Here is a 12,825-nt window from a genome sequence, read left to right as displayed (position 1 = left end):
TGCTCTCTGCGTGGCAAAAGATAAAGGAATGGCACAGCCACTCCTCAGCATGTTGTATTATTGTACCTTTTTCGATGACAGGCATCAAATGGGTTTTCTTTTTACGTAAATTCAACTTGTTAAAGAAGCACAAACGCTATTCATTCAGCGCCAGTTTCAGTGCCTCCAAATTCTCCCGCATAACACCGATGTAATCCTTTCCTGCTGCGATCTCCTCTTCTGTTAACCCTTCAATGGGGTTCAACACAGCCGTTTTGGCGCCTACTTCACTGGCGATAGTCTCTGACACTTTGGATGAAACCAATGTTTCGAAGAAAATCGTCTTCACCTGATGCTCCTTGGCAAAATCAATAACGGACGCCATTTGCGCTGCGGAAGGCTCTTGTTCAGGAGACAGACCGGCAATCGGTACTTGCTGCAGACCGTATTCCTGTGCAAGATAGCCGAATGCAGCATGCTGTGTGATGAAGTCTTTACGTTTGCTGTCTGCTACTGCTGCTTTGAAATCCTGATCCAGTGCCTCCAGTTTGGCAATGTAGGCATCGGCATTTTGCTTGAATTGCTCCGCATGTTCAGGCGCAGCCTGTGCGAGTCCTGTCTCGATATTCCGAACTTCCTTCACAGCAAGTGCAGGTGACAGCCAAACGTGGGGATCAAGGCCACCGTGATCATGATCATGTGTATGTCCCTCTTCTGCCTCAGCGTCATGATCGTGATCATGCTCCTCCGTTGTGGCTTCATCCGCATGGTCATGCGTGTCCGTTGTATCGGCATGTTCGTGATCATGCTCATCTTCTTCCGATCCTTCCAGCAGATCGATGCCATGACTCGCTTCCACTTGAATGAGTTTGGCATTGCTCAGACTATCTGTAACTTGATCGATCCAGGATTCCATTCCCGCCCCATTATAGACAAGCACATCCGCTTTTTCGATGCTCGCAATATCCTGTGGTGTTGGCTCCCAATCATGTGGCTCCATACCTGCAGGAACGAGTGTATGAACATTAGCCAGATCGCCCGCTACATTTTTGGTGAATTCGTACATCGGATAAAAGCTGACTTCAACGTTAAGTTTCGCTTCTTCAGTCTCTGCTGGTACCGGCGTGTTGGCCGAGCTGGTACCGGAATCGGTAGCGGACTGATTTTGTCCACAACCGGCTACGATAAGTGTAAGACTGAATAATAAGGCAAGAGCTGATTTTTTATTGAATTTCATGTGAAGTATTCTCCCTTGAATGTATAAATAGAGTTGGACTGACCCCATAACGTGAGACAAATCAAAACACCTTCAAGAGAATGAAACCTTGTCGTAAGATAAGGAGACCATCTTGGAGGTGTTTTTGTAATGGCAACAAGAGTGAGTTATCCCGTGGAATTAAAGATGAAAGCCATAGAAATGAGATTGGCAGAGATACCCGTGAAAGAAGTTATGGATCAGCTTGGAATACGAAATAAGACACAGATAGAAACGTGGATGAGATGGTATCGAAAAGGAGAATTAAATCGCTTAGAGCAACCGGTTGGTAAGCAATATAGCTATGGAAGAGGTCCAGAACACACGACAGAACTGGAAAAAGTGAAGGCAGAAAACCGATTCTTAAAGCAACAACTCGATCTACTAAAAAAGTACAAGGAACTGGAAAAGAGGTGGAAGCAGAAGTCGTCATCGCTTGGGTCGAGTCCATTCGTAAAGAAGTGACCATATCTGAAGCTTGTGCATGGCTTGGAATTGCTCGAGCGACCTACTATCGCTGGAAGACAACCTGTGAGAGCAAGCATCCAGATCCGATGGTCGAGAAAGTAGCTCAGCTTTGTACTCAGCACAAGTTCCGGTATGGATATCGAAAAATTACTGCCTTGCTTCGGATTGAAGGTCCCATAAATCATAAACGAGTACAGCGTATTATGCAGTGCGAGGATTTACAATGCCGAGTGAGAATGAAAAAACGAAAGAACACGGGGCAACCTGCAAAACCTGCAGAACATCTACTCAAGCGCAAATTTTATGCAGAAGCTCCTTTTCAAAAACTGGTGACCGACATTACTTATTTGCCTTTCGGTAATAAAATGTTATACCTTTCAAGCATTTTGGATCTGTACAACGGAGAGATTGTCGCTTACAGTATAGCGGACAAGCAGGACACATCCTTGGTTTTGGATACGCTAGACCAACTTCCAGAGCGGACAAATATGCTGCTCCACAGCGACCAGGGTAGCGTGTATACTTCTCAAGTTTACCAAACCGTAATAAAGGGAAAAGGCATTACCATGAGCATGTCCCGTAAAGGAACGCCCGCTGATAATGCCCCCATTGAGTCGTTTCATTCCACACTAAAGTCTGAAACGTTTTACCTCGAAGATCTCAGGTGCACAACGACAGCCATCGTTGAACAGACCGTTCGAGACTACATCACCTACTATAACTTAATTCGGATTCAAGCGAAACTAAATAACCAGTCTCCGATAAATTTCCGAAGACTGGCTGCTTAAACTTGCAAGGTGTTTTGATCTCTGTCTCATAAAAGGGGTGCAGTCCCAGTTGCACGTTGCTGTTTTCTTTCTTTACGATGTCGTTTACGGTTATATCGTCCAATCAGCTTTTGTGCTGATATTCCAATCAATAGAAAGACCAACAGGATGAGAGCAATCGTTCCTCCAGGTGGTGTGTTTAGATGGTAAGAGGTTGTCAGTCCGCTAAAAATGCCAATTAATCCAGTGACGACAGCAATAAGGATTGCTGCTGCAAAGCTGCGTGACAATCTCAGTGCCAGGGCAGCGGGCAGTACGATTAATGCAGACACAAGCAATACGCCGACAATCGGCATGGCTGAAGCAACGGTCATGCCTGTCAGAACAGCAAAGGCAAAGGATAATCCTCTAACCTGAATGCCTCCAATGGAAGCTGTCTCTTCATCAAACGTCAAATTGTACAGTGGCCTTCTGAGCACGATGAAAAAAATGAGCCCGATGACGCAGACTGCCGCCATAATCCATAATTGAATATCACTTACCGCAACGATGGAACCGAACAGGTAAGAGCTGAATGTCTTGGATAGATTGGTTTTCAGACTCATGAGCACCACAGCAAGGGCCAGCCCCGACGTCATAATGATCGCTACAGGTACCTCGCTATAGGTCAGGTAATTTCGCCTGAGTTGTTCCACCAGCAATGCACCGATAATTGCAATTGCAAACCCACAGATCACTGGGTCAAGGTTCATCACAGAACCTAGAGCAACCCCTGCCAATGAAACATGGGATAATGTATCCGCCATCAGCACCTGCCGTCGCAGCATCAAATAGACTCCTAAAATTGGAGCGATGATTCCGATCAGTCCGCCTGCCCAGAAAGCACGCTGCATGAATTCGTACTCAAACACTGCCATTCCTCACTTTCTTGCCGTTCCAGGGTAATCGTCCGATCCAATCGATTGCCCATCTCTTCCAGTCCGTGGGTGACCATAATAATGGTTAGTCCATGGACGTCTGCATAATGGCGCATCAGATCATAGAACCCTTCACGGCTGCGCCGGTCCATGCCTGTAGTCGGCTCATCCAGTACAAGCACCTGCGGCTGGCCTGCCAAGGCTCTGGCAATGCAGATTCGCTGCTTTTGTCCACCAGACAGTTCGCCAACCCGGGCATTGCGATATTCCCACATGCCGACTTCCCGCAAGCTGCGCTCCACAATGGCTTCCTGCTCGGATGTGAATCTGCGGAACAAGCCAAGTTTGCGGTAACATCCGGATCGCACCAGTTCGATCACCGTACTGGGAAACCCACTGTTGAACGAGGCGACCTGTTGGGGGACATATCCAATGTTCAGCTTGCTGCCACGTACGGACTCTGCATTCATATGTACCGTGCCGCTCCAGGGCTGTAACAGCCCCAACAGCAATTTCAGCATGGTGGTTTTCGCAGAACCGTTGGGTCCTGTAATGCCCACAAACTCCCCTACATGGATATCCAGCGATAGTTGGTCAATGACAGGCTCTCTGCCGTATCCAAATACCACATCACGCATGGAAGATAGAATCATGGTTTTTCCTCTTTTCGTAAATATTACGATGTAAAAACAACAAAAAAATTTATCTTGTTTCCCGGTGAATGGTCATCTTCTTCAATCGTGGGGAATACTTCTTCAATTCGATCCGTTCCGGATGGTTACGCTTGTTCTTGGTTGTTGTATAGTTGCGATCTCCGCACTCGGTGCAGGCTAAGGTTACAATGACTCTCATGGATAGAGCCTCCTTTGATTTATCTAATCGTAATTATTACTATTTGATGAGTTTAGCCCATGCTTTTACGTTTGTCAACTCCATGCAGGAAATGGATCTTTCAGTTCTCGCCAGTTCATTAGCATTTCTTCGTCGGTAAGGAGCGTCTCATCTAACGTCCGTTCGATCTCCACTCGGTCCATGTCTATTCCGATGAATACCAGTTTCGTTACCCGATCGCCCCACTGCTCATCCCAATCGGGAATCGGCGGAATTGTATCACCAAAATGCATTTGTCGCTCTTCGTCACTCATCGCGCCTACCCACAGCCCGGCTGGTCCCAACTGCTTGGATGTTCCCGCATGACTGAATGACACCGCCATATGGTTACGTGTAGCCAGCCACATTAAGCCTTTGGAACGTACAATGCTGTCAGGCCATTTCGCAATCCAGCGAAGCAAACGTTCCGGATGAAACGGACGTTTCCGATGGTACACAAAGGAGTGAATACCATACTCCTCTGTCTCGGGTGTGTGTTCTTCCTTCATTAATTCGCGGATCCAGCCCGCAGACTGGCTTGCTTTTTCAAAATCAAACCGTCCGGTATTCAATATCTCCCGCGGGTCAATCTGCCCATGTGTGGTGCGAATAAGTCGGGCTTCCGGCTGCATCGCGTGCAGTGCTTTCTCAAGTTTGAGCAGCTCGTCTTCCGATACCAGATCACACTTGTTCAATATCAGCACATCACAGAACTCAACCTGATCCGTCAGCAGATGAACGATCCCCCTTACATCGTCCTCTCCTGCTTCCTGGCCCCGATCCTTCAACGTTTCTTTGGAGTAGAAGTCGCGCCAGAACTGGGCAGCATCCACTACTGTCACCATCGTATCGAGCCGCGTAAATTTCGTTAAATCAATTCCCAGCTCTTCATCAATATACGTAAATGTCTGGGCAACGGGGACTGGCTCTCCAATACCTGTCGATTCAATCAATATATAGTCAAAAGAACCATCCAGCGCAAGACGCTCCACCTCTTTCAGCAAATCCTCACGCAGCGTGCAGCAGATGCAGCCATTGGACATCTCCACCAGCTTCTCATCAATACGTGACAATCCACCACCATCCCGGATCAAGCCAGCGTCAATATTAACTTCGCTCAGGTCATTTACAATGACAGCCACTCGCATGCCCTCCCGATTATGGAGCACATGGTTAAGCAACGTCGTTTTGCCTGCACCCAGGTATCCACTTAATACAGTCACTGGAACTCGGGGTTGTATCTGTTGTTCTGTCATTTCAATTACTCCCTTCCATTTACCCTTTTTAAACTAAAAAAATCGGAATGCTTATGTAGCTTCCACTTGACCGTTGGACTGAAAATAATCATTCCTTAATAGTAATTATTACGATTAACAAAACAAACTATACCTGAACCTCGTTTCTTTTGTCAACCTAACAAGTTTTGGTCCAGATATGTAAATCGTAAAAATGTTGATTAATTATTGGGATCGAGTATGATGCGGACGGTACAAGCATATATTTTACCAAAGTCCCGGTTCTGGAGGTTTATCCCATGAAAATGGCAGCCCATCTTAAGCTCCTGTCATTCCTGATTCCCTGCGCATTTCTTGTTCCCGTGTTGATCACGATGGCTCCCAATCTGAAAGAGGCGTGGAACAGTGAAGCTTTACAAAATATGAAAACGGTATTCATCAGCATTTTCCTCGAAGCCGCTCCATTTCTGCTCATAGGGGTGCTGTTATCTTCGCTAATGCAGTGGTTTGTTTCTGAGGAAATGATTCGGAAACTAACGCCCAAGAACCCCGTAGGAGGGGTACTGGTAGCCGGTCTGCTGGGAATCATTTTCCCGATCTGCGAATGTGGCATGATTCCGGTCGTGCGACGGCTGATGCATAAAGGCATGCCGCCCTATATCGCGGTGACCTTTATTCTTAGCGGCCCTGTTGTAAATCCAATTGTCTTTACCGCGACTCTGCTCGCTTTTCCTTCCCATCCCGAAATTACGATCGCCCGTATGGGACTGGCGTTTGCTGTAGCAGCTTCCATCGGTGGTCTGGTGTATATGTTTGTCCGCCAGAACCCTTTGCGTAAACCGAAGGCTACAGTGACGGAGGTCAAGACACATCCCGGATTTAAAATGGCACAGCCTCATTCCCATTCTGTCGATCATGATCACGTGCATGATAAAAACTGGCGCAGCTTTTTCATCCATGCGGGTGACGAATTTGTCGATATGAGCAAATATTTGGTGATTGGTGCTCTAATAACAGCCTGCATTCAAACCTTTATCAGCCGCAGTGATCTCATTTCTCTGGGTAACGGGCCTGTCGCTTCCTATGCCTTCATGATGGGCTTTGCGTATGTATTGTCTCTCTGTTCAACATCCGATGCGTTCGTAGCCTCAGCCTTCTCTCACACGTTTGCGTTAGGGCAGCTATTATCCTTTCTTGTTCTCGGTCCAATGCTTGATTTCAAAAGCACACTGATGCTGCTCTCCACTTTCCGCACCCGGTTCGTTATCGGTTTGAGTCTGGCCATTATTATATTGGTTTTCGCCGGATCGTGGTTTATTAACCTTTTGGCATGAGCATTTAAGAGTATGTTTAACCCCGCTTATCCGGGAAAGCATTCACGAAGTCACGATTTGGATCAAGAGAGGTGATTGGTTACATGAACCATCCTGGTTATACGATGCCTAAAGCTCCTGCTTCAAAATCTCCACCCATCCAATGGCATAACCTGATTCGTGCGCTGTGGATCGGTGGGCTGGCTGTGTACATCATTCATTTGAATACAACAGATTCTCTTCATTATTACCTGGCGCCGACGATGCAGCGATTGCTTCTTTGCTGCCCTGTTCCCTTTTTGTTTATAGCCGCCATTATGGCCTGGCACGGACTGTTTGGCAATAGCATGCTCCATTGCGACTGTGAGCATCCACCTCCTTCCGGATGGGTACGCAGCTCGCTGATGTATGGATTGATTGCCATTCCTTTAGTACTGGGTTTTCTTATGCCCGACCAGGCACTAGGCAGTTCCATGGCCAGTCAGAAAGGCATGTCTCTATCCTATGGACCTCAGGAGATTCGTCGAAAAGAACCATTACCTGATACAGCAGAACTGGACATTAAAGATCTATCCAAAAAAACTGCAACTGTCGGATCATCTGTACCTGCCACGAAAGTACAATTTGTCCCCCCGGATGAGTACAGTCGTGAATTTGCCGAACTCGCAGAGAAGTTATATGCGGAATCGGTCATTAAGGTATATCCTGAAATTTTCTCCGAGACATTGGGGTCTATCGATATGTTCCAACGACAATTTGCAGGCAAGGCCATCAGCCTTACCGGGTTTGTGTATCGAGACAAAAGCATGGATCACAAATCTCATTTTGCATTAGGGCGATTTCTTGTGATGTGCTGCCCGGCAGACGCGGCGCCCTTTGGCGTGATGATTCATGTCCCAAATGCAGACAGCTATCCTACAGACAGTTGGGTACAAATTGATGGCACTATTGGATCAGCTCAAGTGAATGGCAAGGACACCATTGAGATTCGGGCGACAAAGGTAACTCCGGTCAATCAGCCATCCACACCTTACATCTATACCAGCGCAGATTCGGTAAAGGCGTATAATAAGTTGCAAAATAAATAAGAAAAGCCCCGAAGCTATGGAATGCATAACTTCGGGGCTTAAATTTAATTCAGGCATAAGGTTAACCTTGTTTACCTGTTATATTATTCAGTTACAATATCATGCACCAATACAGGAGCATCCGCATGATCTGCAATGGTAATGTTCTCTTTGATCTTCGCGATAACATCTGCCACGTCTTCACGATTGGCATGGATCGTTACGAGTGATTCGCCAGCTTTAACCTGGTCACCCACTTTTTTGTTGAGCATCAAGCCCACAGCGAGGTCGATCTCGGATTCTTTTGTTGCACGGCCTGCGCCGAGCAGCATTGCAGCAGTGCCGATTTCGTCAGCGACAATACCAGCTACATATCCGTCTTTATCCGCTGGTACTTCAACCAGATATTTCGCTTGTGGCAAGCGATCCGGGTGATCTACAACTGAAGCGTCTCCGCCTTGATTTGCCAGGAAGTCCTTGAATTTCTCCAGCGCTTTACCGTTCTGGATCACTTCTTTCAATTTCTCTTCCGCTTGCTCCAGAGAGTCTGCTTTGCCAGCAAGGAATACCATTTGACGTCCAAGCGCCAGACACAGTTCTTCCAGATCCTTCGGACCTTTACCTTGCAGTGTAAGAATGGCTTCTTTTACTTCAAGAGCGTTACCGATAGCGAGACCCAGTGGTTGGGACATATCGGAAATGACAGCCATCGTTTTACGTCCTACATTGTTACCGATGCTTACCATGGCATGTGCCAGTTCTTTTGCATCTTCTGTTGTCTTCATAAATGCACCAGCACCTGTTTTGACATCCAATACGATCGCATCGGCACCTGCTGCAATTTTCTTACTCATAATGGAGCTGGCGATCAATGGGATGGAGTTAACGGTAGCTGTAACGTCACGCAATGCGTAGAGCTTTTTGTCTGCCGGCGTGAGGTTGCCACTTTGACCGATAACGGCAACTTTATGTTCGTTAACGAGTCGGATGAACTCTTCTTTCTCCAACTCCACGTGGAAACCTGCAACAGATTCCAGTTTGTCTGTTGTACCACCTGTGTGACCTAATCCACGTCCGGACATTTTGGCAACAGGAACATCCAGAGCAGCAACGAGCGGTGCAAGTACCAACGTTGTTGTATCACCCACACCACCTGTGGAGTGCTTGTCTACCTTGATGCCTTCGATTGCGGACAGATCAATTGTCTCGCCCGAGTTCACCATCGACATCGTCAAATCTGCGCGTTCCTTATCGGTCATATCCTTGAAGAATACGGCCATGGCCCAAGCACTGACTTGATAATCCGGGATTTCGCCTTGTGTATATCCTTGAACAACAAAATCAATCTCAGCTGTTGTCAGTTCTTTTCCGTCGCGTTTCTTAGCAATAATGTCTACCATTCTCATGATGATCTCTCCTTCGTTGTGGGTGATTATATAGAACACTTTGTGCAGTATCCGTTCCGGCACCGGATCGTTCTTTCGATCGCTGTTGTCTCCAAATTTCTTTTGAATAACCATTGATAAGGTTGAAACTCGGAGACAAAGGCGAACGCTTCGCTTCTTCAGAATCGATTCCGGGTCCTTCACTACGTGCTTCAAACAAAAGTTTCGATCAAAATCAATTGATTATTGAATATAAAAGCAACAATTACAGCGTAATTGCTGTTTCCAGTGCTACCACCATCATGTCGTTGAACGTTTTTTGGCGTTCTTCTGCGGAAGTTTCTTCCCCTGTCAGCAAGTGATCACTTACCGTCAGGATCGTCAGTGCGTTTACGCCAAATTTGGCTGCAAGTGTGTACAGTGCTGTTGTTTCCATCTCCACGCCCAGTACACCGTGCTGCATCAATTTTTCAGTCACGGAACGGTCGTCACGATAGAAGGAATCGGAGCTGAATACGTTACCGACGTGAATTTTCATGCCTTTGGCAGTTGCACGGTCATAGGCTTCTTTCAGCAGGGAGAACGTCGCGATCGGGGAGAAATCATATCCACCGAATACGAGCTTGTTCATGCTGGAATCCGTACATGCTGCTTGCGCCAGAATTACGTCACGTACGCGCACATGTTCCTGCATACCGCCGCAAGTTCCTACACGAATCAGGTTTTTCACACCGTATTCGCTGATCAGTTCGTTAGCATAGATGCTGAATGACGGAATCCCCATGCCTGAGCCTTGCACCGAAATACGATGTCCTTGATATGTACCCGTAAATCCGAGCATTCCACGAACTTCGTTGTAACAAACCACATCTTCAAGGTACGTATCTGCAATAAATTTTGCACGTAATGGGTCTCCTGGTAAAAGGATTGTTTCTGCGATATCCCCGGGTTTAGCTCCAATATGTGTACTCATGATTAAATCTCCTCCAGTTATCCATGTGATTGAATGATGGCAGGGATCGGAGCAGACGAAGCTGCCCCAATGGTTATCCTGTCCAACTTTATTTTTAAGAAAATATCAGCTTTCCCCAAGTTCAGTTAATGGTCCGAATTCGGACTATTTCAAATCCTTAAGGAAACTTGTGCCGTATTCCGGCAGTTTCACCCCGAAGTTCTCAGCTACCGTAGCTCCAAGGTCTGCAAACGTGCTGCGCAGCTCGAGTTTTTTACCTCCATTAAAGCGTGGCGAGTAGACAAGCAGTGGCACATACTCCCGTGTATGGTCCGTACCGCGATAGGTTGGATCATTACCATGGTCAGCTGTGATGAGCAGCAGATCATCGTCCGTCATTTTGCTGAAAATCTCAGGCAGACGAGCATCATACTCTTCAAGCGCTTGAGCGTAGCCTTGTGGATCACGACGGTGACCGAACAGAGCATCGAAGTCAACCAGGTTGAGGAAGCTGAGTCCAGTGAACTCCTCATCCATTGTTTCGGACAGTTTGTCCATGCCATCCATGTTGGAGACGGTACGTACAGACTTGGTTACACCCTCGCCATCATAAATATCCGAAATTTTTCCCAATGCAATAACATCAAATCCGCCATCTTTGAGTTCATTCATCACGGTACGGCCAAATGGTTTGAGCGCGTAGTCATGACGATTAGCTGTACGCTTGAAGTTACCCGCTTCGCCTACAAACGGACGGGCAATAATACGGCCCAGCATGTAAGGATCGTCGAGCGTAATCTCGCGGCAGAACTCACAGATTTCATACAGTTCTTTTAATGGAACAACATCCTCATGGGCTGCAATCTGCAGAACCGAATCTGCGGAAGTATATATAATCAAGGCGCCTGTTTTGACATGCTCTTCGCCCAGCTCATCAATAATTTCTGTGCCGCTGGCAGGTTTATTACCAATGACCTTGCGGCCTGTCTTCTCTTCAATGCGCTGAATCAGCTCATCTGGGAAGCCATTCTCAAATACGCGGAAAGGGGTATCAATATAAAGACCCATAATCTCCCAGTGCCCTGTCATTGTATCTTTACCTCGGGATGCTTCCTGCATTTTGGTATAATACGCTTTGGGTGCATCCGCGACAGGGATACCTTCAATTTTTTTAATGTTGGATAGTCCAAGGCTGGCCATATGAGGCATATTCAGCCCTCCGCGTTCACGTGCAATGTGACCAAAGGTGTCGACGTCGAAATCATTGAATTCCGCTGCATCCGGCGCTTCACCTATTCCCACTGAATCCATAACGATCAGATGTACTCTTTTGAATGTTGACATAACTTAAGCACTCCTTCCAATAATCCGGCTTTACAAGAACAGTCCGGCGATGATCGCAGACAGCACGCTGACAAGCGATGCACCGTAAAGCAGTTTCAGACCGAAGCGGGCCACCACATTACCTTGTTTCTCATGAAGTCCCTTCACCGCACCGGCAATAATACCGATCGAAGAGAAGTTTGCGAACGATACGAGGAAGACGGAGACGATCCCTGTTGTTCTGGCAGACAATGCAGTCTGTTTGGTCAGATCAAGCATGGCAACGAACTCGTTGGATACCATTTTGGTAGCCATAATACTTCCCGCTTGAATCGCTTCTTTCCAAGGAACACCCATAATGAAGGCAAATGGTGCAAATACATAACCAAGCAGTTCCTGGAACGAAATGCCGAGCACTGCACTGAAGATCCCGTTAACCAGTGCGATCAAAGCAACAAAACCGATTAACATTGCAGCTACGACGATAGCTACTTTGAAACCATCCATAATGTACTCGCCCAGCATTTCGAAGAAGGATTGTTTTTCCTCTTCCTGTACTTCCAATATATCTTCTTCCGGGGAAACCTCATAAGGATTCACGATGGAAGCAATGATAAAACCCCCAAACAGGTTCAGCACAAGTGCCGTAACCACATATTTCGGATCAATCATGGACATATAGGCACCGACAATCGACATCGATACCGTGGACATCGCCGAGGCACACAAGGTGTACAGCCGATGTTTAGGCAGCAACCCAATTTGTTTTTTTACAGAAATGAACACTTCAGATTGCCCCAATACAGCCGAAGCAACCGCGTTATATGATTCCAGTTTGCCCATTCCGTTGACTTTGCTTAATACCAGACCAATATATTTTATAACAAAAGGTAAGATTCGGATATACTGCAATATCCCAATGAGCGCTGAGATGACGACGATTGGCATCAATACACTGAGGAAGAACGGCGCGCCCCCACTGTCTGCACCAACGGTAGTCAAGCCACCGAATACAAACGCGATGCCTTCATTCGCATAACCAAGCAAACTTTCAAATATGGTCGCGAAACCGCCAATCAAAAAGGTTCCCACTTCTGTGTTTAACAATGCGTATCCCAATATTACTTGTAAAACGATCATGATGATTAGTGGACGATATCGGATCTTCTTCTTACCGTTGCTGACCAGATAAGCTAGTCCAAATACAACAAGTATACCAAGAAGGGCAATTAGGAATTTCATTCTATCTCTCCTTTGAAGGTAGTTAAGCCGGTTGTTTATTCAGCTCAAAGGT

General features: G+C 46.7%; 12 protein-coding genes. 3 read left to right on the top strand and 9 right to left on the bottom strand.

The features are described 5' to 3' along the window. Window positions 1-136 precede the first annotated feature (136 nt). A complete protein-coding gene (locus MHB49_RS16805; protein WP_405156969.1) occupies window positions 137-1,216 on the bottom strand; it encodes a metal ABC transporter substrate-binding protein in 1,080 nt (359 codons plus the stop codon). Between the two features lie 129 nt (window positions 1,217-1,345). Between MHB49_RS16805 and MHB49_RS16800 the strand changes: the two genes are divergently transcribed. Further along, a protein-coding gene (locus MHB49_RS16800; RefSeq protein WP_111620854.1) for an IS3 family transposase occupies window positions 1,346-2,490 on the top strand; the annotation gives its coding sequence in 2 pieces (ribosomal slippage) (window positions 1,346-1,619 and window positions 1,619-2,490; 1,146 coding nt in all). 26 nt (window positions 2,491-2,516) lie between these two features. Here the strand turns inward: MHB49_RS16800 and MHB49_RS16795 are convergent. From MHB49_RS16795 to MHB49_RS16780, 4 genes are all read right to left on the bottom strand, one after another. Beyond that, entirely contained in the window at window positions 2,517-3,386 is an 870-nt protein-coding gene (locus MHB49_RS16795; protein ID WP_405156968.1) for a metal ABC transporter permease, read from the bottom strand. Continuing rightward, window positions 3,332-4,039 (bottom strand): metal ABC transporter ATP-binding protein, encoded by a 708-nt coding sequence (locus MHB49_RS16790; protein WP_405156967.1) that lies wholly within the window; start codon window positions 4,037-4,039, stop codon window positions 3,332-3,334. The genes MHB49_RS16795 and MHB49_RS16790 overlap by 55 nt, the downstream gene beginning before the upstream one ends. Before the next feature lie 49 nt (window positions 4,040-4,088). Further along, window positions 4,089-4,238 carry a 50S ribosomal protein L33 gene (gene rpmG / locus MHB49_RS16785; RefSeq protein ID WP_024631975.1) on the bottom strand — a complete coding sequence of 50 codons (150 nt, stop codon included), beginning with the start codon at window positions 4,236-4,238 and terminating at the stop codon, window positions 4,089-4,091. A 74-nt stretch (window positions 4,239-4,312) separates the two neighbouring features. After that, window positions 4,313-5,512, bottom strand: a complete 1,200-nt coding sequence (locus MHB49_RS16780; protein WP_405156966.1) for a GTP-binding protein — start codon at window positions 5,510-5,512, stop codon at window positions 4,313-4,315. Between the two features lie 278 nt (window positions 5,513-5,790). Here MHB49_RS16780 and MHB49_RS16775 point away from each other — a divergent pair, with 278 nt between their 5' ends. Both MHB49_RS16775 and MHB49_RS16770 read left to right on the top strand, forming a co-directional pair. Then, complete coding sequence (locus MHB49_RS16775) at window positions 5,791-6,825, top strand: permease (protein WP_405156965.1); 1,035 nt, start codon at window positions 5,791-5,793, stop codon at window positions 6,823-6,825. An 83-nt stretch (window positions 6,826-6,908) separates the two neighbouring features. Next, window positions 6,909-7,892 carry a TIGR03943 family putative permease subunit gene (locus MHB49_RS16770; protein WP_405156964.1) on the top strand — a complete coding sequence of 328 codons (984 nt, stop codon included), beginning with the start codon at window positions 6,909-6,911 and terminating at the stop codon, window positions 7,890-7,892. Between the two features lie 83 nt (window positions 7,893-7,975). On the opposite strand, the gene MHB49_RS16765 is transcribed toward MHB49_RS16770, so the two are convergent. The 4 genes from MHB49_RS16765 to MHB49_RS16750 all read right to left on the bottom strand — a co-directional run bounded on the left by MHB49_RS16765 (window position 7,976) and on the right by MHB49_RS16750 (window position 12,773). Then, window positions 7,976-9,277 carry a pyrimidine-nucleoside phosphorylase gene (locus MHB49_RS16765; protein ID WP_405156963.1) on the bottom strand — a complete coding sequence of 434 codons (1,302 nt, stop codon included), beginning with the start codon at window positions 9,275-9,277 and terminating at the stop codon, window positions 7,976-7,978. A 244-nt stretch (window positions 9,278-9,521) separates the two neighbouring features. Further along, entirely contained in the window at window positions 9,522-10,229 is a 708-nt protein-coding gene (gene deoD, locus MHB49_RS16760) for a purine-nucleoside phosphorylase (RefSeq protein WP_247902953.1), read from the bottom strand. A 144-nt stretch (window positions 10,230-10,373) separates the two neighbouring features. Beyond that, window positions 10,374-11,552, bottom strand: a complete 1,179-nt coding sequence (gene deoB / locus MHB49_RS16755) for a phosphopentomutase (protein ID WP_405156962.1) — start codon at window positions 11,550-11,552, stop codon at window positions 10,374-10,376. Window positions 11,553-11,582: 30 nt separating this feature from the next. Then, window positions 11,583-12,773: a NupC/NupG family nucleoside CNT transporter gene (locus MHB49_RS16750; protein WP_247902951.1), complete on the bottom strand. Its 1,191-nt coding sequence runs from the start codon at window positions 12,771-12,773 to the stop codon at window positions 11,583-11,585. Between the last annotated feature and the right edge of the window lie 52 nt (window positions 12,774-12,825).

Origin of the sequence: Paenibacillus sp. FSL K6-0108 (assembly GCF_045040695.1) — a bacterium.
Classification (GTDB): Bacteria; Bacillota; Bacilli; order Paenibacillales; family Paenibacillaceae; genus Paenibacillus; species Paenibacillus pabuli_B.
The sequence above is the reverse complement of the archived record's forward strand: the minus strand, read 5'-3'. Positions and strand labels throughout refer to the sequence as shown.

What these genes read in the sequence shown, in the direction of transcription:
- MHB49_RS16805 (WP_405156969.1), bottom strand. Translation starts at nt 1,216, where the DNA reads ATGAAATTCAATAAAAAATCAGCTCTTGCCTTATTATTCAGTCTTACA.
- MHB49_RS16795 (WP_405156968.1), bottom strand. Translation starts at nt 3,386, where the DNA reads ATGGCAGTGTTTGAGTACGAATTCATGCAGCGTGCTTTCTGGGCAGGC.
- MHB49_RS16790 (WP_405156967.1), bottom strand. Translation starts at nt 4,039, where the DNA reads ATGATTCTATCTTCCATGCGTGATGTGGTATTTGGATACGGCAGAGAG.
- rpmG (WP_024631975.1), bottom strand. Translation starts at nt 4,238, where the DNA reads ATGAGAGTCATTGTAACCTTAGCCTGCACCGAGTGCGGAGATCGCAAC.
- MHB49_RS16780 (WP_405156966.1), bottom strand. Translation starts at nt 5,512, where the DNA reads ATGACAGAACAACAGATACAACCCCGAGTTCCAGTGACTGTATTAAGT.
- MHB49_RS16775 (WP_405156965.1), top strand. Translation starts at nt 5,791, where the DNA reads ATGAAAATGGCAGCCCATCTTAAGCTCCTGTCATTCCTGATTCCCTGC.
- MHB49_RS16770 (WP_405156964.1), top strand. Translation starts at nt 6,909, where the DNA reads ATGAACCATCCTGGTTATACGATGCCTAAAGCTCCTGCTTCAAAATCT.
- MHB49_RS16765 (WP_405156963.1), bottom strand. Translation starts at nt 9,277, where the DNA reads ATGAGAATGGTAGACATTATTGCTAAGAAACGCGACGGAAAAGAACTG.
- deoD (WP_247902953.1), bottom strand. Translation starts at nt 10,229, where the DNA reads ATGAGTACACATATTGGAGCTAAACCCGGGGATATCGCAGAAACAATC.
- deoB (WP_405156962.1), bottom strand. Translation starts at nt 11,552, where the DNA reads ATGTCAACATTCAAAAGAGTACATCTGATCGTTATGGATTCAGTGGGA.
- MHB49_RS16750 (WP_247902951.1), bottom strand. Translation starts at nt 12,773, where the DNA reads ATGAAATTCCTAATTGCCCTTCTTGGTATACTTGTTGTATTTGGACTA.